Below are 21125 nucleotides of genomic sequence, written 5' to 3'. Positions count from 1 at the left end.
TCCCTGAGCTGGAAGGCGTTCCGGGATGCGTGACCATATCGGTGTTCGCGATACGCGGCAAGGCCGTCCGCCGCGGAAAAGCAGTAAGGTCGGGTCCGCGACCCGGCAGGGGGCCGCCGTCCACGAGAGCGAGTGGATCGGCACGTCCATGCCCTGTCCGGCGCCGCAACGAGAAGGGCCCGCACTACGAGTTGAGGATGCGATGACCGACGGCCGGCCGTTCCACGAGCGCATCGCCGCGGACCTGCGGGACGAGATCATGTCCGGCGACCTCCCGCCGGGCGACAAGGTGCCCTCCACCCAGCAGCTCAAGGACAGGTTCGGCGCGTCGAACACGACGGTGCAGAAGGCGCTTCAGGCGCTCAAGGCGGAGGGACTCGTCGTCGGGCGGGCGGGTGCCGCGGTCACGGTTCGCGCGCACCGCCAACGGGACCATGCGTCCCGCCGCGTCCGTGGCTCCCGCCCCGCCGGGACAGCCCTACCGCTGGATCACGGAGGCCGGAACGCGTGGCGTACGAGCCCGCAGCAGGCTCCTCGACGTCGCCGAGGTGGCGGCACCCGCCGATGTCGCCGCGGCGTTCGGCATCGCCCGGAACGACACCGTCCTCATGCGCTCGCAGATCCTGCTGTTCGACGACGAACCGGTGGAACTGGTCAAGTCCTTCTACCCGCTGGACATCGCGCACGGCACCCCGATGTCCGGAGCGCCGCAGGATCCGCGGCGGCACTCCGACGCTCCTGGCCGAACTGGGCTACCCGCCGCGCCACTGCGTGGACCGGGTGTCCGCCCGCGTGCCCACGCAGGAGCAGTACACGGCCCTGGCCCTGCCGACCGACCTGCCGGTGTCTGCGGACGTTCCGGGTGGTGTACAGCGACGGGCAGCGCCCCGTCGAGGTCTCGGTCGCGGCGAAGGCCGGGGCACCTGTACGAGGGCGCAGTACGAGTTCCCGGCCGAGGGCCCCGAGGCCTGAACCGCCCGCCCCCTCCCGGGGGCGGGCACGCGCGCCGGGTCAGCCGGTGACGGCCGAAGCGCAGCCGGACGGCGTGGCGTTGGCCGGGTCGAGGGCGTTGGCGACCTCGTGGAAGGCCACGCGGTCCACCGTGCCGATCGCCAGGTGCTCGGAGACGTCGGCGCCGCAGCGCTCCTGGAGCAGGATGTTGCGGACGTTCGGACCCGAGAGGAACGCGGTCCGCCACGGCGTGACGACCTCGTCGTACCGGGTGGCGATGACGGTGTAGCGGACGCCGGGACCGTGTCGGGGCGGGAGTTGAGCTTCTTGAGGAAGGCGGAGCCGAGCGCCTGGTCGGTGAGGCCGGGCGTGACCCCGTGGATCGCCTCGCGGGCGCCGGGGATCTTGTCCATCAGCTTCGTCAGGCCGGAGAGGGTCGTGCCGTGGCTGGAGGGCGCCAGGCCGGTGAGCGAGTTGACCTTGGGGCCGCCGCCGAGGAAGTCGAGGTAGTAGCGCGGCATCATGCCGCCCTGGGAATGGCCGACGAGGTCCACCTTGCCCGCGCCGGTCGCCGCGCGGACCCGGTCCACGTATGCGGAGAGCTGCTCGGCCGACTTGGCCACCGGGCCCAGGCCGTTGAAGACCGGCGGTACGCCCGGCAGTTGGCCGTAGTCGAGGGAGAAGACGCAGTAGCCCCGGTTCACCAGGTAGGGAGCCAGGAAGAGCCAGTTGTCCACGGAGTTGCCGAGGGTGCCGTGGACCAGGACGACGGGGCGGGGGTGGGCGGACGATGGCTTGCAGGAGTAGTCGTTCCAGCCGCTGCTGACCACCCTCGCCGCGGCAGTGGACGCCGGGGCGGATGCCGGGGCGGCGGCGCCGGCCGCCAGGACCAGGGCCAGAGCGGGGAGGACGGCGCAGAGGACGCGGAGGAATCTGCGGAAGCGAAGGGCTTTCCCGGATCCGGGCACAGGGACACCTCGCAGGTGGGGAGGGGGAGCGGGCATGCGGCATCAGCACGGCGGTCGCGCGGCTCCCGCGTACTGAACCGTCAGTAACCTACGTGCGAGTAGGCTGCGGGCTTATTACTCGGGAGTCAATGAGCGCGACACACATTCGTGCGAACGGTTTCGGCCGACTCCCCCTCCCTGCGGGGACGTTCAGCCGGTGACCGCCGAAGCGCACGTCGTCGGCGTCGCGTTGGCCGGGTCGAGCGCGTTGGCCACCTCGTGGAAGGCGATGCGGTCGATCGTGCCGATGGTGAGGTGCTCGGAGAGGTCCACCGCGCAGAGGTCCTGGATCAGGACGTTGCGCACCTTCGGCCCCGACAGGAACTGGGTGCGGTACGGCGTGACCACCTCGTCGTACCGGGTCACGATCGTGGTGTAGCCGACGCCGGGCACCGTGTCGGGAACGGAGTTGAGGCGCCGGATGAACGCCGAGCCGATGAGCTGGTCCTCGGAGCCCGCCGACACGGAGCCGAGGATCCTGCGCCCGCCGGGGATGGCGTCCAGCAGGCGCTGCAGGCCCGAGAGCGTCGTGCCGTGGTTACTGGGGGCCAGGCCGACGAGCTTGTCCACCTTGCCCGCCCCGTCCAGGAAGTTGAGGTAGTAGCGGGGCATGGCGCCGCCGCCCTGGGAGTGGCCGACGAGGTCCACCTTCTCCGTCCCGGTCGCCGCACGGACCTTGTCCACGAACGCCGAGAGCTCCTCGGCGGACTTGGCGATCGGGCCGAGACCGTGGACGAACGGCACGCCGGGCAGCTTGCCGTAGTCGAAGGAGAAGACGCAGTAGCCGCGGTTGGTCAGATAGGGGGCCATGAAGGCCCAGTTCTGGGCCGCGTTCTCGTAGGTGCCGTGGATGAGGACGACGGGGCGGGGGTGGGCGGACGACGGCTTGCAGGAGTAGTCGTTCCAGCCGCTGCTGACCGTCCGCTCACCGGCCGGGGCCGCCGAGGCGACGGCTCCACCGGTCAGGACGAGGGCGAGGGCGGCCAGGGAGGCGCACAGAGTGCGGAACATTCTTCGGATTCCGGACACGAGGTCTCCTCGAGGTGGGGGTCGAGAGCTGAGGGGGGTGGAGAAGGAAAGAGGGTGCACGACAGCGGCACAACGGCCCTGTGCTTGCCGCGTGCTGAAGGGGACAGCAACTTACTTGCGAGTAGGTTGGACGAAGGTCATGCTTTCGTCAAGACGTTTGACACTCCGCCATGGGCCGTGTCCTCACGCCACGCGCAGCGCGGCCGCCGGGCCCCACCGCCGTCGGGCCCGAAGCGGGCCCGCGCCCGGTCGACGGCCGCCTCGATCCGGCGCGCCTTGTCGTCCGCGGCGTCGAACGTCAGCTGGTGCGGGGCCGATTCGGCGTCGCCGAGCTCCTCGGCGCGCGCAGCGCCACGGCCCGGACCCGGGCGCGCTGGAGGCCGAGCGCGTCGTGCAGGGCGTACGCCACGGCGGTCAACGCCGGGGTGTGCGCGGTCGGTTCGGCGAGGGTGCGGGTACGGGTCGTCGCGGAGCCGTCCGCGTACCGGACGGTGAGGGTGAGGCCGCCCGCGACCCGCCCGTCCCCACGCAGCCGGGCCCCCAGCCGGTCGGCGAGCGCGAGCAGCGCGCGGCGGCGGCGCGCCGGGTCCAACTCGTCGGCGGCGAAGCGGTGCTCGGCCGCCGTGGAGCGGGTCCGGGCGTCCGGGGTGACCGGCGTGGGGTCGATGCCGTGCGCCCGCTCGTGCAGGGTGCGCCCGGCGGCCGCACCCAGGATGCGCTGGAGCGCGGGGAGCGGCGCGGCGGCGATCCGGCCGACGGTGTCGAGCCCGTACGCGGCGAGGGTGCGGGCGGTGGCCGGGCCGACGCCGGGGAGGGCGGTGGCGGGGCGGTGGGCGAGGAACGCGGCGTCCGTCACGCATGTCGTCGCGCCCGGCGGTCCGTCCTGCGCGGCCGCCCGTGCCAGGAGCGGGTTGGCGGCGATGCCCACCGTGCAGTCGACGCCGTAGCGGGCGAGGGCCCGCACGCGGATCAGCTCCGCGAGCTCGGCCGGGGTACGGCCGAAGCAGCGGGTGGCGCCGCGGACGTCGAGCAGGGCGGAGTCCGGGGGCAGCGGGCGGACGACGGGCGTCACCTCGGTGAGGAGGGCGAGGAGGGCGTCGTAGGTGTCCTCGGGGAGGGGGGGGTCCGCCGAAAGCGGAGGTGGAGGACGGGGGTTGGGGGCTGTGGCTGCGCCGTCCGCGGCAACCGCGCCGTCCGCGGCAACCGCGCCGTCCGCGGCAACCGCGCCGTCCGCGGCAACCGCGCCGTCCGCGGCAACCGCGCCGTCCGCGGCAACCGCGCTGCGCGCGGTTGTCCTCAAGCGCCGGACGGGCTGGATGCCCCCGCCCCGCCCTTTCACCTCCCCCAGAGGGGGTGCCCCCACTTCCGGGGCTCCGCCCCTCGGCCCGGCGTTCGAGGGCAGCGCCCGCAGGGGGCTTCGGGGAACAGGGGCGGAGCCCCCGGCCGGCGCGGCGGAGCCGCGTTGCGGGGCCGGGGAGAACTCCCTCCGCGTACGCGCACTCATCCCGCACTCCCCTGGCTCGCGTGCCACAACTTCCGCCCGGTCGCGGCCCCTTCACCCGCAGGCCGCAGATCCGCCCACGGATGCAGGGCGTACCCCGTGGACAGCCGGATCCGGCGATCCGGCTCCGGCTCCGGGGAGCCGTCCCCCACCGGCGGAGCCGCCAGCACCTCCGCCACCGCCCCCAGCCCGCCCTCCGCGCGGAGCTCCGCCAGCCGCGCCAGGTCCCACACCCGCGCGCCCACCACGCTCACGCTCCGCGGTCCCCGGCGCTGGACGACGCCGCGGACCAGGAGCAGCCAGGAGTGGAAGACCGTGTGGGCGCAGGCCGCGTGGGAGTCGTCGAAGAAAGCGCAGTCGGCCAGGCCCGTCCCGTCGTCCAGGGTCGCGAAGACGACGCGGCGGCCGGAGCGGACCGGCGGGGTCTGGGTGGCGGCCTTGGCACCGGCGACCAGGACCGTCTCGCCGTGCCGCGCGTCGCACAGCCGGTTCGCGGGGAGTACGCCCAACTCCCCCAGGAACTCCCGGTGATCGGTCATCAGATGGCGCGAGGTGTCCATGCCGAGGACGCTCAGCTCGGCCCCCAGCCGCTCCGCCGCGTCGAGGTCGGGCAGCCCGAGCGGCTCGGCCCGCGCCTCGTCGACCAGCACGGGCTGGCCGGCGCCGTGCCCCTGGCGGTGCAGCGACGCGATGTGCAGCAGCAGGTCCCGCCGGTTGGTCCCGAAGGCGTCCAACGCCCCGACCCGCGCCAGCCGTTCGGCGACCGGCCGCCCGGGGCGGGCGCGCCGCCACAGGTCGGGCAGGGAGGTGTAGGGGCGTCCGGCGGCGATGCGCGCCGCCTCCGCCTCGGACATGCCGTGCACGTCCGAGAGGGCGAGCCGCACCCCGTACCCGTCGCCGGGCACCGGTTCGATCCGACAGGTGGTGTCCGAGCGGTTGACGTCCAGCGGCAGGATCGGCACCCCGCGCCGCCGCGCGTCCGCCAGCAGCAGCCGCTTCGGGTACATCCCGGGGTCGTGGGCGAGCAGCCCGGCGTAGAAGGCGGCCGGGTGGTGCGCCTTCAGCCAGGCGGACTGGTACGTCGGCACCGCGAACGCCACCGCGTGCGCCTTGCAGAAGCCGTACGAGCCGAACGCCTCGACGATCTCCCAGGTGCGGCGGGCGACTTCGGGCGCGTACCCGCGCTCGGCGGTCCGCGCCGCGAACCAGGCGCGTACCCCGGCCACCCGCTCGGGGTCCGACAGCGCGCGGCGCGTCTCGTCCGCGTACCCCCGGTCGCAGCCGGTCATGATCCGCAGGATCTCGATGATCTGCTCGTGGAAGACGACCACGCCGCAGGTCTCCGCCAGCACCTCCGCGAGGTCGGGGTGCGGATATCGGACCGGGGCGCGGCCGTGCCGGGCGGCGATGAACGGACGCACCATGTCGGCGGCGACGGGGCCGGGCCGGAAGAGCGAGATGTCGACGACGAGGTCGTGGAAGGTCTCCGGCTGGAGCCGGCCGACCAGGTCCCGCTGGCCGGGCGACTCGATCTGGAAGCAGCCGAGCGTCTCGGTGGAGCGGATGAGGGCGTAGGTCCTCGGGTCGCCGGGCCGGACCTGCGCGGGGTCGTCCAGGTCGATCCGCCGCCCGCCGGCCCGTTCGAGCTCGGCCACCGCGTGCGCCATCGCGGACTGCATGCGCACGCCGAGCACGTCGAGCTTGAGCAGTCCGAGGTGTTCGACGTCGTCCTTGTCGAACTGGGACATGGGGAGGCCCTCGCCGCTGGTGGGCACGGTGGGGGTGCGGCCGCGCAGGGTCGCGTCCGAGAGCAGCACGCCGCAGGGGTGCATGGCGACGCCGCGCGGCAGCGCGTCGAGCGCCTCGACCAGCTCCCACAGCCGGCCGTGCTCCTCCGCGGCCACGCCGCGCAGTTCGGGCAGTTCGGCCAGGGCGGCGCGCGCGTCGCGGGCCCGGATGTGCGGGAACGCCTTGGCCAGCCGGTCCACTTCGGCCGGCGGCAGGCCCAGGGCCGCGCCGACGTCCCGGACCGCGTGCCGTACCCGGTAGGTCTCGGGCATGGCGACGGTCGCCACCCGCTCCGCGCCGAAGCGGCCGAGGATCGCGCGGTAGACCTCCAGGCGGCGCGCGGACTCGACGTCGATGTCGATGTCGGGCAGCACGCGGCGGCCGCGGGAGAGGAAGCGCTCCATCAGCAGGCCGTTGGCGACGGGGTCGGCGTGGGCGATGCCCAGCAGGTGGTTGACGAGCGACCCGGCGCCGGAGCCCCGGGCGGCGACGCGGATGCCCAACGCCCGGGTGTCGTCGACGACTTGGGCGACGGTGAGGAAGTACGAGGCGAAGCCGTGGTGCCGGACGATGTCCAGCTCTTCCGCCAGCCGTTCCCGGTAGCGGCGCAGGGGAGCGTACCCGCGCAGCACCATGGCGGCGTCGCAGCGGGAGCGCAGCACCCGGTCGGCGGTGCGCCGGCCGGCCCCGACCAGGTGCGGTTCGGGGAAGTGGACGGAGCCGAGGCCGAGATGGGCCCCGGGGTCGACGCGGCAGGCGGCGGCGGTCTCCTCGGTGGTGGCCAGCAGCCGGCGGGCCCCGGCGGGGCCGAGGCCGGCGGCGACGGCGATCCGGTCGGCGGCGACGGCCATGGCGTCGGCCCCCTTGAGCCAGCGCTCGCCGGAGTCCAGGGCGCCGGGCGTGCGGAAGTCGACGGGCACCAGCCGCCGGGCGGCGTCGAGCACGTCGGCGACGGGGCCCTGGCCGGGGTCGGCGTAGCGCGCGGCGTTGCTGAGGACGGCCGGTACGCCCTGGTCGGCGGCGAGGCCGAGGGTGCGGGCGGCGAGCCGCAGCGAGCCGGGGCCGGTGCCGGTGCGACCGTGCCAGACGGCCTCCAGGCGCAGGGCGTCACCGAACAGTTCGCGCCAGGACGCGAGCAGCTCCGCGGCCCGGTCGGGGCGGCCGGCGGCGAGCGCGCGGCCGACCTCGGAGTCGGGGCCGAGCAGCACGGTCACCGGGGGGCGCGGCCCGGCCGCGGCGGCCGCGAGGTCCGGGCGGGGCAGGACGGGAGAGCGGCCCGCGCGGGCATGGGCGGCGGTGACCAGCCCGCACAGCGCGGCCCAGCCGAGCGCGCCGTCGCGGGCGAGGAAGACCGCGCGGGGCGCGGACTCGTCGACGAAGGCGCCGCCGCGCGCGGGGGTGCGCCGACGTGCGGCCGGGGCCTCTCCGGCGTCGGTGGTCGCCACCGCCAGGTCGACGCCGAACAGCGGGCGCACCCCGGCCGCGGCCGCCGCGCGGGCGAACCGGACGGCGCCGGCGAGGGTGTCGCGGTCGGTGAGGGCGAGCGCGTCCATGCCGCGTTCGGCGGCCCGTTCGGCCAGCCGTTCCGGGTGCGAGGCGCCGTACCGCGCCGAGAAGCCCGACGCGGCGCGCAGGTGCGTGAACGCGGGAAACACGGGACCGGTCATCGCACCTCCTTCGCCGCCGTACCGTCGCTGCCGTCCTCGCCCCCTTGGCTGATTTCCGCCCTTCGTTCTCCACCATAGACCACGTATCGAACATTCGTACGAACGCGCGGGTGTGCCACTCGAACGGCCCGGCCCGCCTGCACCGGCCCGCCGGACCCCGCAGGCTCGGGACATGAGATCGTTCGCCCGGGAGGTGCGCACCGCGGTGACCGGCCATGCCGCCCTCCTGGTCATCGGCGTGCTGCTGCTCCAGCTCGCGTTCATCGCCTCCTACGTCGGCGCCTTCCACCACCCCGAGCCGACGGACATCCGGCTGGGCGTGGTCGCGCCGCAGCAGGCCCGGGCGAGCCTGGTGGAGCGGCTCGGCGCCCTGCCGGGCGGGCCGCTGGACCCGAGCGCCGAGGACGACGCCGAACGGGCCGCGCTCCGGATCCGCGCGCGCGAGCTCGACGCGGCGCTGGTGGTCGATCCGCGCGGCACCACCGACACCCTGCTGGTGGCGGGCGGCGCGGGCGCTTCCCTGGCCCAGGCCGCGGAGGCGGTCGTCGGCCGGGCCGAGGCAGCGGAGCACCGGAAGGTGCGGATCAGCGACATCGCTCCCGCGGCCGCCGGGGACGCCCGCGGGCTGACCTCGTTCTACCTGGTGGTGGGCTGGTGCGTGGGCGGCTATCTGTGCGCCGCGATCATCGCCATCAGCGCCGGCGCCCGGCCCGCGAACCCCCGCCGGGCCGTGATCCGGCTGGGCGCCCTCGCGGTCTACGCGGCCGCCGCGGGCCTGCTCGGCGCGGTCATCACCGGACCGGTCCTGGACGCGCTGCCCGCCGGCATCGCCCCGCTGTGGGGGCTGGGCACGCTGGTCGTCTTCGCCGTCGCGGCGCTGACCCTCGCCCTCCAGGGGCTGGCCGGCGTCGTCGGCATCGGGCTGGCGATCGCGATCGTCGTCGTCCTGGGCAATCCGAGCGCGGGCGGCGCCTACCCCTACCCCCTGCTGCCGCCCTTCTGGCGGGCGATCGGCCCGGCCCTCCCGCCCGGGGCGGGCACCTGGTCCGCCCGCTCCCTGGCCTACTTCGACGGGAACGCGCTGACCGGGCCGCTGCTGGTGCTGTCCGCGTGGGCGGTGGCCGGGGCGTTGGTGGCCCTGGGGTGCGCGGTGTTCCGCGAGCGCAAGAGGCCGAAGAGTCCCGTGAGTTGACCTGAACCGGCATACCAGACGGTCGGGATGACAGCTCTTCGGACATTGCTGGGCCGCCCCCGGGGCGTCCGGAATCCCTCCCCGGACCCCTGGAGCCCCTCTTTTCGGCCGGGCCTCCCCCGCAACCCGACCGCGGCCGCCCACCGCCCAATCCCTTGATTTTCCGGGCGTTAATCCTGTGTTTCGCAGCCATGAACACGACGCGGTCAACGATGGCAAGGAATCACCGCAGGTCAATACTCCTGAAACATCAATTCGCCCCTTCCCTCCCAGACCGGGCGTCCACCGCGCCCCGGATCGCATACGGAACCCCGGAGCCGCTCCGGCGGTCAGTCGGATCCGGCCACTACCCACTGTTTTCACATGACGACTGGAAGTGATCGATCCACGTGCATTCGTGCACGGGTTGGGCCAGACTGCGGCTCGTTATCGGAATCCACGAACAAGGGAGTGTTCGGAATGCGGTACATCACTGGGGGGATCGCCCTAGGGTCAGCGTTGATCCTGGGCAGCCTGGTGGGCGCCGGGACGAGTGCGACCGCGGCCCCCGCGCCCGCACCCGCTGCCCAGCAGAGTCTGTACGCGCCCTCAGCGCTCGTACTGACCGTCGCCCAGGGCGACAGCTCGACCAACTCCGGCGTACAGCGCGCCGTGACCCTCACCTGCATGCCGAAGGCGAGCGGTACCCACCCCGACGCCCGCGGTGCCTGCAACGAACTGCGCGCCGTGGGCGGCAAGTTCGAGGACATCACCAAGGTGAAGGCCGGCACGGCCTGCACCAAGGAGTGGAACCCCTACGTCGTCACCGCGGAGGGGGTCTGGGAAGGCCAGCGCGTCAAGTTCGAGCACGTCTTCGGCAACACCTGTGAGCTGAAGGCGGGCAAGGGCCTCGTCTTCGAGTTCTGAAGGCTCTGAGAGCCCCGAGAGTTCCGACCGGGTCGCGAACCCGTGGGGATCCGGCACGTGAAGCGGCCCCCGGACACCGTGGAGGTGTGTCCGGGGGCCGCGGCCTGTGTGCTCCCTCGGGAGCCGTGCCGGCCGGCGTCAGCCGATGGACGCGCCCAGCGCCCGCAGCACCTGGGGCACCGGCTGGTAGTAAGTCTTCCCGCCCGTGCGGCAGTTGCCCGTGCCTCCGGAGGTGATGCCCAGCGCGGTGCCACGGTCGAAGAGCGGCCCGCCGCTGTCCCCCGGCTCGGCGCAGACGTCCGTCTCGATCAGCCCGTCCACCCGGCCCTCCTGGTAGTTGACCGTGGCGTCGACCCCCGTCACGGTGCCGCTGCGCACTCCGGTGGTGGAGCCGCTGCGCTGGACCCGCTCGCCGGGGTGGGCCTCGCCGGCGCGGGTGATGGTCCGGGAGCCGCCGTCGTGGAGGTCGACCGCGCTCGGGCGGGCGGCGCTGTCGGTGTACCGGGCGAGGGCGTAGTCCTGGCCGGGGAAGACCGACGTCTCGGTGACCGCGATCCGGGGGCCGCCCCTGGTCCCGGACCACTCGGGGGCGGCGTTCCCGCAGTGGCCGGCGGTCAGGAAGGCCGGCCGGCCGCCGCGGCTGACGTTGAAGCCGAGCGAACAGCGGGCCGCGCCGCCCCAGACGCCGTCGCCGCCGGCGGCCGTGGCGAATCGGGTGAGGCGCGCGGTCGTTCTCCGCACCACCACCGCGTCCCCCAGGCTGTCGGCGACCTCGGTGAGCCGCGTCAACCGCGCCCCCGTGACGGTGGGGTCGGCGGTGACGACGACCCGGCCGGCTCTGGAATCCGTCACCCAGGCGGTGCCCGGGATCGCGGCGCGGGCGTCGAGCGTCTGCCGCGCCACGGCGAGGCGGGCCGCGCCGGAGGCGGCTCCCGCCGCCTGTTGCGGGGGGAGCGTCACGGCCACGAGCGCGGCGGTCGCGGCGAGGGCCGGCAGCGCACGGAGGGACAACCGGAAGGTCTTCAAACTCGGCACCTCCAGGTGGGGGGTTGGCCCCGACCGCAGACGGCCGGCCGGGTCCGGAGGACGGACCCGGCACCGGCGCGCGCTCCTGTGGGAGGGTCGCGTCCATGCCAAGCCGTGAGTTCCGAGTGTTCCTGTCCGGGGAGGGAGTGCACAAGGGCGACTTCCGGTCGCGCGCATGGGCATGCGTGCGCGGGCCGCTTGCGCGGGGGTTGTTCGTGTGGCCTGACGCTCCGTCAGGTGGGGGTTGTGCCCCGGCCCCGCCCTTTCACCATTTCTTCCGGGGCTCCGCCCCGGGGCCCGGCACCGCGCTCCGCGCGGTGAGGCGGGGCTCCGCCCCTGCCCCCCCCTGACCGGGGCGAACTCACTCCGACGACGGCCGCTCCGGCGGCCGCCCCGCCTCCGCCCGCTCCAGGAAGCGCAACAGCTCCACCGGGAACGGCAGCACCAACGTCGAGTTCTTCTCCGCCGCGACGGCGACAATCGTCTGGAGCAGCCGCAGTTGCAGCGCGGACGGCTGCTCCGACATCGTCGCCGCCGCCTCCGCCAGCTTCTTCGACGCCAGCAGCTCCGCATCCGCGTTGATCACCCGCGCCCGGCGCTCCCGCTCCGCCTCCGCCTGTCGCGACATCGACCGCTTCATCGTCTCCGGCAGCGAGACGTCCTTGATCTCGACGCGGTCGATCTGGACGCCCCACCCGATGGCCGGGCTGTCGAGCATCAGCTCCAGGCCCTGGTTGAGCTTCTCCCGGTTGGACAGCAGGTCGTCCAGATCACTCTTGCCGATGATCGAACGCAGCGACGTCTGGGCCATCTGCGAGACCGCGAAGCGGTAGTCCTCGACCGCGATGATCGCCTCGGGTGCGTTGACGACCTTGAAGTAGACGACCGCGTCCACGCGCACGGTGACGTTGTCGCGGGTTATGCCTTCCTGCGCCGGCACCGGCATGGTGACGATCTGCATGTTCACCTTGCGGAGCCGGTCGACGCCCGGAATGATCATGGTGAATCCCGGCTGGCGCACCTCGGGACGCAGTCGTCCCAACCGCAGCACCACGCCACGTTCGTACTGCTTGACCACCCGGGCCGCCGCCATCAGGTACATCGCACCGGCGGACGCCGCGGCCACGGCCGCCACCACGAGGTCTTCGACCATCACGGCCCCCTGTGTCCCACGACAGGTGATATGTCCACGGTATGCCTCCGCGGGCACCGGGTCGAGCCCTCTGCCGGGTCCCGGAGGACCTCCGGAAGACCTAGAAGACGCTGACGCCGTACGCCTTGAGCGCCGGGACGACGGGCTGGAAGAAGGTCGTCCCGCCGGTACGGCAGTTGCCGCTGCCGCCGGAGGTGAGGCCGAGGGCCGTGGAACCGGTGAAGAGCGCGCCCCCGCTGTCACCGGGCTCGGCGCAGACGTCGGTCTGGATCAGCCCGCGGACGATCTGGCCGCTGCCGTAGTTGACCGTGGCGTTGAGGCCGGTGACCTTGCCGCCGTGCACCTTGGTCGTCGAGCCGCTGCGCTGGACGCTCTGCCCGACGGAGGGCGTGCCCGCGGAGGTGATGCGCTGGGAGCTGCCGTTGTAGAGGTCGACGGCGCTGGGGTGGGGCAGCGAGCCGTTGGTGTACTGGACGATGCCGTAGTCGGAGCCGGGGAAGTTGGTGCCCGTGGTGGGGCCGATGGACGTGGTGTGGCCGGAGTTGGCGTAGTACGGCGGCTTGCCCTGGGTGCAGTGGCCGGCGGTCACGAAGTAGTAGGTGTTGCCCTTGCGGACGTTGAACCCCGCGGAGCAGCGCCAGTTGGGGGCGTAGACCGCGTCGCCGCCGGAGATGAGCGGGCGGAGGGTGCCGGGGGTGCGCTCGATGCGTATCGCGTCCGCGTCCTCGCCGGCGACGCGTCTGATCTTCTCGATGCCGGCGGCGTCGACGGTCCGGTCGGCGGTGACGACGAGGGTGTGGGCGCGTTCGTCCACGACCCAGGCCGTGCCGGGGACGTCGGCGTTCTCCACGGCGGTGCTCGCGGCGGCGAGCGTCGCCGCGCTCGCGGAACCGCCGGAGGCGTGGGCGGCCTGCCCGGTGCCGAGGGCGGCGGTGGCGGCGAGGAGGGTGGAGACGAGGGCGGCGAGGTGGGTGCGTCGCTTGATCCTCACGCGAGGTCCTCTCGGAGGGTGGTGGGGGGAAGGGGCGGCGCGCGTTCCGTTTTGGGCGTGCCCCTGACAAGCGTTTTCCGGTTTTCCGGGAGTATTCGGGGGTGGGCGGTGGGGGCGCAAGGGCCTTTTTCAGCCGGGGAGTTGTGCGCCTGCCCGCCCGGACTGCACCCCGAGCCCCGCGATGCGGCTGCGCCGCGTTCGCCCTCAAGCCGCTCCGAGGGGGCGTCCCGGCGCCGCATTCCGGCGCGGGCGCACGAACAGCCGGTCCGGCGTTCGAGGACAACCGCGCGGAGCGCGGTTGCGGGGGTCCGGGGCGAAGCCCCCGGCGGGGTTCACGGGCGAAGCCCCGGCCGGGGTCCAGAGGGCGCAGCCCCCGGCGGGGTGCGGGGCGGAGCCCAGGCCGGGGTTCACGGGCGGAGCCCTCGGCGGGGCCCAGGGGCAGAGCACGGCTGCGGGGTGCAGGGGGCGAAGCCCCCAGCGGGGCCCGGGAGCGGAGCCCAGGCCGGGGCCCAGAGGCGGAGCCCTCCGCAGGGCCCACGGGCGGAGCACGGTTGCGGGGTCCAAGGGGCGAAGCCCCCGGCGGAGTCCAGGAGCGGAGCCCAGGCCGGGGACCAGAGGGCGCAGCCCCCGGCAGGGTGCAGGGCGGAGCCCAGGCCGGGATTCACGGGCGGAGCCCCCTGCGGGGCCCAGGGGCAGAGCGCGGTTGCGGGGCCCAGGGGGCGAAGCGCCCAGCGGGGTCCAGGGGCGGAGCCCCGGCCGGGGTGCAGGGGGCGGAGCCCCCGCCCACCGCGCGGAGCGCGGTACGGGTCCGGGGACTTGCCCCGGGGAAACGGTGAAAGGGCGGGCCGGGGGCGGACTCAGCGCGTCAGCGCAAACCGCTCCCCCGCCTCCACCCCCACCGGCAACCCGTTCCCCGCCGGCGGAAACGGACAGATGAAGTGGTCCGCGAACGCGCACGGCGGCAGCGACGCACGGTTGAAGTCCACCACCACCCTCCCCTCCGCATCCGGCGCCGCCGGATACAGAAACCGGAACCGATAACTCGACACCCCGCTCGTCGCGTCCGCGAAGACGACCCACAACGACCCGTCCCCCTCCGCCCCCGCCCGCAGCACGTGCGACTCGCCGCCCAGCGTGAAGGAGAGTTCACCGGCGACGCTCAGCCCCCGCTCCCTCCCGTCCGCGTTCTCGACGGTCACGGTCCGCGTCCCCCGGTCGTACGGGCGGAACCGCCCCTCCCGCACCCACCGCGCGTCGTAGTCGAAGGCGTCGATCCCGGCGAACGCCCGCCGCCCCGCCGAACGGGGGTCGAAGTCGCGGACCGCCCACAGCCCTTCGCGCCGCATGACGAGCAGCCGCCGGTCGCCGAGCGCGACCCGGGCCGTCGCGGGGGTGCCGTCCGCGCCGAGGACGGCCCGCCCGGCCAGCGGCCGGGGTTCGCCGTCCAGGCGGAGGCCGTCCTCCTCGACGGCGGTGAGGAGGACGCCCCCGCCGGAGGGCGACTCGGTCCAGTGGCCGGGGATCCCGGGGAGCCGGCCGTCGGGATGGTCGGCCAGCCAGTGCGTGCCGGTCAGGGCGAGCGGCCCGTAGGGGGCGGAAACCTTCGCGTGGCGCCGCTCGCGCCACTCCTTCCACAGCTGTCGCGCATCCCGTGCGTCGCCGGATGCCCCGGAGGTCGTGGTGGTGCTCATGGCGGTCACCCTAGATCCCCAGGTGGTCGCGGAGGGTCCGCCCGGTGTACTCCGTGCGGAAGGCGCCCGCGCTCCTGGAGCAGCGGCACCACCCGGTCGACGAACTCGTCCAGCCCTCCGGGGACCAGATGGGGGACGAGGACGAAGCCGTCGGCGGCGTCCGCGGCGAGGAACGCGGCCATCTCCTCGGCGACCGCCCGCGGGGTGCCGACGAACGACGCCCGGCCGCCCGCCCTCGACGACCGTCTGCCGGATGGAGAGCCCCTTCGCCGCGGCCAGCTCGCGCCCAGGAACGGGCGAGGGCGACCCGGTCGCCGAACTGCCCGTCCGGGACCGGACCGGGGACCGGACCGGGGACCGGACCGGGGACCGGACCGGGGACCGGACCGGGGACCGGATCGAGGTCCGGCAGCGGGCCGTCGGGGGTCGTACCCGGACAGGTCCCGGCCCCAGACCCGCTCCAGGGCGACGAGGGCGCTCCGCGGCGAGACCTGCTGCCGGCGGACCTCCGCGGCGCGCTCCTGCGCCTCGGCCGCGGTGTCGCCGAGGACGAAAGTCACGTACGGCATGACCTTAGGCCGCCCGGTCGTCCGGCCGTGAGCGGCCGACCGCCGTTCGAGGCCGGTACGGAAGTCCCGGCCGGAGTCCACCGTGTCGTACCGGGTGAGGACGATGTCGGCGGCGGAGGCGGCGAACTCCCGGCCCTCGTCGGAGTCCCCCGGTCCCGATGACGACGGGCCCCCGCGACGTCGAAGTGCCGCCCGGCATGGGCGAACGGGCGGCCCTGCGAGCGCCATAACTCCCGTGCCAGTTGCAGGAATTCGACGGCACGGGCATGGCCGCCGTCCGGGCGGCCGCCGCGCCGGAAGTTCTCCCCGGCGAAGGCGTCGGAGGCGGCGACCACGTTCCAGGCCGCGCGCCCGTCGCTGAGGTGGTCGAGGGAGGCGAGGCGGCGGGCGAGCTCGTACGGCTCGTGGAAGCCGGCGCTGACGGCGGCGGCGAGGCCGAGCCGTTCGGTGACCGCGGCCAGGGCGCTGAGCACGGTGACCGGGTCCGGGCTGCCGACGGCGTCCAGGTCGTGGATGCGGCCCTTGTGCTCGCCCAGCCGCAGCCCCTCGGCGAGGAGGAGGAAGTCGAACAGCCCGCGTTCGGTGGTGCGCGCCAGGTGCGCGAAGGAGGAGAAGTCGGTCCGGCTGCCGGAGCGCGGGTCGGACCACACCGTGGTGCCGCCGGCGCCGGGGAAGTGCGCGGCGAGATGCATCGTCCGCCGGCCGGTGCGGGCGGTACGGGCGGTCACGCGGTCCCCCTCGCGGGTGCGTAGCGGTTGGCCGGGCGGGCCAGGACGAGGTGCTCCCGGAGGGTGGCGCCCGGGTAGAAGCGGGCGCAGCAGGCCGCGGTGCTGGAGGACGGCGGCGGTGCCGTCGGCCAGGAGGGACAGGTCCCGGTCGGGGTCCTCGGGCCGGAAGTGGAAGCCGTCGGCCGCGCCGGTGGCGTACCAGTGGGTGATCTGGTCGGCGAGGGCGACGGCGTCCGCGGCGGTGTGCAGGGCGACGGGAACGGAGGCCAGAACCACGGGCCGGCGCCGGCCCGGACCGTGGCCGTGGGCCCGGGCGGCCTCGCGCAGGTCGTCGGCCCGGGCCCGGAACACGGCCGGGTCGTGGGCACGTTCGGCCCGCAGCAGGACGACGTCGGCGTGCCGGGCGGCGGTGTCGCGGGCGGCCGGCGCGGTGGCGTCGACGACGGTGACCGGGTGGCCCTGCGGGGGCCGGGGGACGACGGAGGGGCCGCGGACGGTGAAGCCGGGGCCCGTGAAGTCGACGTGGTGCAGCTTGTCGCGGTCGACGAAGCGGCCGCCGGCCGTGTCGCGGATCTCGGCGCCGTCCTCCCAGCTGTCCCAGAGCCGGGCGACGACATCGGCGACGGCGTCCGCCTCGCGCCACGCCTCCTCCTCGGCGGGTGCCTCGCGGCGGCCGAAGGCGCGGGCCTCCGCGGCGGAGACCGAGACCTCCGCCGCCCAGCCGGCCCGGCCGCGGCTCACCCAGTCCAGGGTGGCGACGGCACAGGAGAGGTGGAACGGCTCGGTGTGGGTGGTGGTGACGGTGGGGCACGAGGCCGATGCGTTCGGTGGCGGGGGCGACGCGGGCGAGCACGGCGAGCGCGTCCGGCCGCCCCTTGCCGCTGCGGGCGGCGGCCCGAAGCCGTCCCCGATGGTGACGAAGTCGAATCTGCCGCGCTCGGCGAGGCGGGCGGCGCGGACGTAGGACTCCGCCCCGTGGGTGCCGGGGCCGGTCGAGGGCGACGGCCAGGTGCACGCGGCCGGATGGGTGCGGGCATGGGATCCCCTGAGGTGGGTGAGGCGGTGCGCTCGCACACACGGCGCGCGCGGGGCGGGCCGGGAGGTTCCCGGCGGACCCGAAGTGGCGCGGCAGGGGCGGGGCGTTCGCAGGAGGGAGATCGGGGTGCGCGGGCATGGTCGGGGCTCCGTGGATGCGGGATCGAACACGGGACTGCCACATGCCTTCACGTCCGGACCGCGCCCCTCAGCGCGGCCGGACGTCGAGGCTAGGCCGGGATCACGGCCCGCTGTCAACCTTGTCCACACTGTGGGCAGGGCGTCCCACCGCGCCTCGGACGGGAGTTGACGCCGTACCGGACGGCTGTTCCACTTGGCCCATGCACCTGGGGCAGCGGCTGGTCACACGGGGCCACATCGACTTCTGCCGGGTCTGGTCGGCGTCCTGTTCGGGCTGACCCCGCCCGTTCGTCCGCGTGCTTCACCGCGCCAGGCCCTTCCCCTCATGCCAGGCTTCCCCCTCAGCAGTCACATCCGCAATCGCAGCCACCGTCACAGCAGTTGCTGCAACAGTTGCAGCAGTCACAACAACCACTGCAAATCACAATTGCTGCAATCACCGTCACCGCAGTCGCACTTGTGGCACCACCCCTCCTTGGGCTCCCCGGACCAGGGGTCGTAGAAGGGGTCACGGCAGCACAACTGACAGGTGCACAGGAGCCCGGTCCACACCGCACACCCCAGCAGCGGTCCGCGCTGCCGGCCCCGCCGCGGCGGCTCCGGCGGCGCGGGCGGCGGCATCACGGGCGGCGGAGCCCGAACGCGCCGTGCGCCTTCCCGTCCTTGCTCCCCTGCTCCCCGTGCGCCCCGTGCTCGTGGCGTACGGCGCACCCGCCGGTCGCGAAGGCGCGGTCGACCGCGCGCGGCAGTTCGTGGACGAGCAGCAGATGCGCCAGGCGCCCCCTGGGCCTTGCTCGCGAACGCGACGTCGTCCAGCGCCAGGCGCACCCCGTGCACGGCGTCGTCGCACAGCCGCCGCACCTCGGCGAGGTCCGCGCCCGTCGCGGCGATCGGGTTCCACGCGCCGGCCGCCGCGTCGTCCGCCAGGTCCTCGACGGCGTCCAGCAGATGCGCGAGCCGTCCGAAGAGCCGGCCCGCCTCCTCCAGGGGCGCCCGGTTCTCCGGCCGTCCGGCCAGGACGGCGGTGGCTGGCGAAGGCCGCCGGCGGTCGCCGTCTCGGTGGGTTCGGTGAGCACGGTCAGCGGGTGCCGGGGCACGCGGCCAGGGCCTCCAGGCCCGGGCTGCCGCGCTCCACCGCGTCGACCAGCCAGCACGCGGTGTCGAACCCCAGGTCCGCGCCGGTCCGGGGCACCGGCCCGCGGTCCCAGGCGCCGGCCACACCCTGCGGGCGGCGGCGGCCACCGGACGCCGGGCAGCATGCCGTCGCCGTCGGCCCGCGTGGTCGCGCAGCTTGGCCGACGGCGGAGGACGAGCGAGACGGACGCGGCCAGCCGCGCGCCCCTCCCCCGTCGTGCAACGGTGCCGTGCGCATCCCCCGCAACGGCAGGGACCGGCCGTGCGCCGGTCCTCCGACGCGGACCGCCCCTCGTGTCTGCGCCCTCGACAAGGACGGATATCACCAATCCATCATAGTTCGTGGCTATTCGGGCAATTTGCCCGTGATCCGACCTCAACGCCAGGCAGAGGCCGCACACAGATGAGCCATCCACTCCGCACGCATGCTCGTGGAACAAGCGGTGCTGACATGGCCTGATGATTCCGAACAATTCCGCCCCCGTGTGGTGCCGAGCAACTGGCGCATCCTAGCCATAGGCTCGGTCCCGGCCGTTCGCGGCCGAGCGCGGGGGGCTCGCTTCGGGCAACTGACGCACCGCCACCTGCTTTGCACCAGATGCGTCACGAAATCCTCGCTTGGCCCCTATCCATTTGGCACACCATCCGCATCATGGACGACCATAGAGGGGCGGGCGGAACACACCGCGTGTGAGAGGAGGCGTCCATGGGTTCGGTGCGTAAGGCGAGTGCCTGGCTTGGCCTCGTCGACGACAGCGACGACGAGCGCTACTACGACGACGAGTACGCCGAGGGGCCCGAGCCCGGTGACTCCTGGGTGACCAACCCGAGAGTGCGCGTCGCCGACGAGGTCGCGCAGGAGCAGGGCACCCGTATCGCCACGGTCACCCCGGACGGCTTCCGGGACGCCCGCGGCATCGGCGAACTCTTCCGCGAGGGCGTCCCGGTGATCGTCAACCTCACCGCGATGGAACCCAGCGACGCCAAGCGCGTCGTGGACTTCGCGGCCGGCCTCACCTTCGGGCTGCGCGGCTCGATCGAGCGCGTGGGCCAACCGCGTCTTCCTCCTCACGCCCGCCGACTACAAGGTGGTCAGCGGGGAGGCGGGGCGCGCGTGAACGGGGGCTTCTTCAACCAGAGCTGAGCCGCGAGGGGTTGCCGGGCCAGGGGTCCGGGGGTTGCCCCCCGGGGAGACACAGCAACCAGAGCTGAGCAGCGAGGGGTTGCCGGGCCGGGAGCCCGGGGGGTTGTTGCCCCCGGGCAGGCGCGGCACGGCAACCGGAGCCGACCGGGCGTCGGCGGGCGTTCACCGGAACGCGTCGATGCCGGTGAGCGCCTTCCCCAGCACCAACTGGTGCATCTCCACGGTGCCTTCGTAGGTGAGCACCGACTCCAGGTTCGTCGCGTGCCGCATGACCGGGTACTCCAGCGAGATCCCGTTGGCGCCGAGGATCGTCCGGGCGGTGCGGCAGATCTCGATCGCCTCCCGTACGTTGTTGAGCTTGCCGAAGCTCACCTGCTCCGGCCGCAGCCGTCCCGCGTCCATCCGCCGCCCCAGGTGGTGGGCGAGCAGGATCCCCTTGTGCAGCTCCACCGCCATGTCGGCCAGTTTTGGCCTGGGTGAGCTGGAAGCCGCCGATGGGCCGGCCGAACTGCTCGCGGGTGCGCGCGTAGTCGAGGGCCGCCTCGAAGCTGGCGCGGGCGGCGCCCATCGCGCCCCAGACGATCCCGTACCGGGCGTGGCTCAGACAACTGAGCGGGCCGCGCAGCCCGGTGACCTCCGGCAGGACGGCGTCCGCGGGCAGCCGGACCTCGTCCAGGACCAGCTCGCTGGTGACCGAGGCGCGCAGCGACCACTTGTGCTTGATCTCGGGGGCCGAGAAGCCGGGGCTGTCGGTGGGGACGACGAAGCCGCGGACGCCGTCCTCCGTGCCCGCCCAGACGACGGCGACGCCGGCCACGGATCCGTTGGTGATCCACATCTTGCGGCCGGTGAGCAGCCAGTCGCCGCCGGCGTCGCGCTTGGCGTACGTCCGCATGCCGGCCGGGTCCGAGCCGTGGTCGGGCTCGGTCAGCGCGAAGCAGCCGATGGTCTCGCCCTTGGCCATGGACGGCAGCCAGCGCTGCTTCTGCTCCTCCGAGCCGTAGCGGTGGATCGCGTACATGGCGAGGGAGCCCTGCACGGAGACGAGCGACCTGATGCCGGAGTCGGCGGCCTCCAGCTCCAGGCAGGCCAGGCCGTACTGGACGGCGGTGGCGCCCGCGCAGCCGTAGCCGTCGAGCGACATCCCGAGCGCGCCGAGGGCGCCGAGCTCGCGCGCGAGCTCCCGGATCCCCGGCAGCTCGCCGCGCTCGTACCAGTCGGCGACGTACGGCAGGACGCGGTCGGCCGCCCACCGGCGGACGGTGTCGCGTACGGCGCGGTCCTCGGGGCCGAGGAGCTCGTCGAGGGAGAGGGGGTCGTGGGGGTCGAACGGGGACGGGGCGGGTGCCATGGGGTCCTCCGGGGGCGCGGGCTCGGCTCGGGGTGCACCCCGACGTTACGGCTCGGTAACCGCGGCCGTCCAGGGGTGGGGATCTTGCCCCGGCCCCGCCCCCGGAGGGGAGGGCTCAATC

General features: G+C 74.3%; 13 protein-coding genes and 4 pseudogenes. 4 read left to right on the top strand and 13 right to left on the bottom strand.

The genetic code is table 11. The features are described from left to right. Positions 1-202: 202 nt before the first annotated feature. Positions 203-972 (top strand): annotated as a pseudogene (locus ABD794_RS00270) (GntR family transcriptional regulator). A 39-nt stretch (positions 973-1011) separates the two neighbouring features. On the opposite strand, the pseudogene ABD794_RS00265 reads toward ABD794_RS00270, so the two are convergent. From ABD794_RS00265 to ABD794_RS00250, 4 genes and pseudogenes are all read right to left on the bottom strand, one after another. Continuing rightward, positions 1012-1955: pseudogene (locus tag ABD794_RS00265) on the bottom strand (esterase/lipase family protein). A gap of 153 nt (positions 1956-2108) precedes the next feature. After that, a complete protein-coding gene (locus ABD794_RS00260; RefSeq protein ID WP_344960280.1) occupies positions 2109-2969 on the bottom strand; it encodes an esterase/lipase family protein in 861 nt (286 codons plus the stop codon). A 316-nt stretch (positions 2970-3285) separates the two neighbouring features. Beyond that, the gene (locus tag ABD794_RS00255; protein WP_425585888.1) at positions 3286-4287 is read right to left on the bottom strand and encodes a DNA polymerase Y family protein; all 1002 of its coding nucleotides are present in this window, start codon (positions 4285-4287) and stop codon (positions 3286-3288) included. A 200-nt stretch (positions 4288-4487) separates the two neighbouring features. Continuing rightward, positions 4488-7943 (bottom strand): DNA polymerase III subunit alpha, encoded by a 3456-nt coding sequence (locus ABD794_RS00250; RefSeq protein ID WP_344960279.1) that lies wholly within the window; start codon positions 7941-7943, stop codon positions 4488-4490. Between the two features lie 172 nt (positions 7944-8115). Between ABD794_RS00250 and ABD794_RS00245 the strand changes: the two genes are divergently transcribed. Continuing rightward, complete coding sequence (locus ABD794_RS00245) at positions 8116-9135, top strand: DUF3533 domain-containing protein (RefSeq protein ID WP_344960278.1); 1020 nt, start codon at positions 8116-8118, stop codon at positions 9133-9135. A gap of 459 nt (positions 9136-9594) precedes the next feature. Further along, positions 9595-10041 carry a subtilase-type protease inhibitor gene (locus ABD794_RS00240; protein WP_344960277.1) on the top strand — a complete coding sequence of 149 codons (447 nt, stop codon included), beginning with the start codon at positions 9595-9597 and terminating at the stop codon, positions 10039-10041. Between the two features lie 138 nt (positions 10042-10179). On the opposite strand, the gene ABD794_RS00235 is transcribed toward ABD794_RS00240, so the two are convergent. From ABD794_RS00235 to ABD794_RS18395, 8 genes are all read right to left on the bottom strand, one after another. Further along, on the bottom strand, positions 10180-11052 hold the full coding sequence (locus ABD794_RS00235; protein ID WP_344960276.1) for a S1 family peptidase: 873 nt from the start codon (positions 11050-11052) through the stop codon (positions 10180-10182). 376 nt (positions 11053-11428) lie between these two features. Continuing rightward, positions 11429-12220 carry a slipin family protein gene (locus ABD794_RS00230; protein WP_344960275.1) on the bottom strand — a complete coding sequence of 264 codons (792 nt, stop codon included), beginning with the start codon at positions 12218-12220 and terminating at the stop codon, positions 11429-11431. Positions 12221-12320: 100 nt separating this feature from the next. Continuing rightward, positions 12321-13211 carry a S1 family peptidase gene (locus ABD794_RS00225; RefSeq protein ID WP_344960274.1) on the bottom strand — a complete coding sequence of 297 codons (891 nt, stop codon included), beginning with the start codon at positions 13209-13211 and terminating at the stop codon, positions 12321-12323. An 857-nt stretch (positions 13212-14068) separates the two neighbouring features. Then, the gene (locus tag ABD794_RS00220) at positions 14069-14902 is read right to left on the bottom strand and encodes a DUF1684 domain-containing protein (RefSeq protein ID WP_344960273.1); all 834 of its coding nucleotides are present in this window, start codon (positions 14900-14902) and stop codon (positions 14069-14071) included. A 5-nt stretch (positions 14903-14907) separates the two neighbouring features. Continuing rightward, complete coding sequence (locus ABD794_RS19250; RefSeq protein ID WP_486389107.1) at positions 14908-15471, bottom strand: hypothetical protein; 564 nt, start codon at positions 15469-15471, stop codon at positions 14908-14910. Next, positions 15459-17273, bottom strand: a complete 1815-nt coding sequence (locus tag ABD794_RS19245; RefSeq protein WP_344960272.1) for an LLM class flavin-dependent oxidoreductase — start codon at positions 17271-17273, stop codon at positions 15459-15461. The genes ABD794_RS19250 and ABD794_RS19245 overlap by 13 nt, the downstream gene beginning before the upstream one ends. Before the next feature lie 722 nt (positions 17274-17995). Further along, complete coding sequence (locus ABD794_RS18400) at positions 17996-18472, bottom strand: hypothetical protein (RefSeq protein WP_425585887.1); 477 nt, start codon at positions 18470-18472, stop codon at positions 17996-17998. Further along, complete coding sequence (locus ABD794_RS18395) at positions 18454-18732, bottom strand: hypothetical protein (protein WP_425585886.1); 279 nt, start codon at positions 18730-18732, stop codon at positions 18454-18456. Before ABD794_RS18395 ends, ABD794_RS18400 begins: the two co-directional genes overlap by 19 nt. 483 nt (positions 18733-19215) lie before the next feature. On the opposite strand from ABD794_RS18395, the pseudogene ABD794_RS00200 reads away from it, so the two are divergent. Beyond that, positions 19216-19653 (top strand): annotated as a pseudogene (locus tag ABD794_RS00200) (cell division protein SepF). A gap of 162 nt (positions 19654-19815) precedes the next feature. Here ABD794_RS00200 and ABD794_RS00195 read toward each other — a convergent pair. Further along, a pseudogene (locus tag ABD794_RS00195) lies at positions 19816-21004 on the bottom strand (acyl-CoA dehydrogenase family protein). Between the last annotated feature and the right edge of the window lie 121 nt (positions 21005-21125).

It is taken from the genome of Streptomyces thioluteus (genome assembly GCF_039535865.1).
Note: the sequence above shows the minus strand (reverse complement) of the source record. Positions and strands in the feature narration are given on the sequence as shown.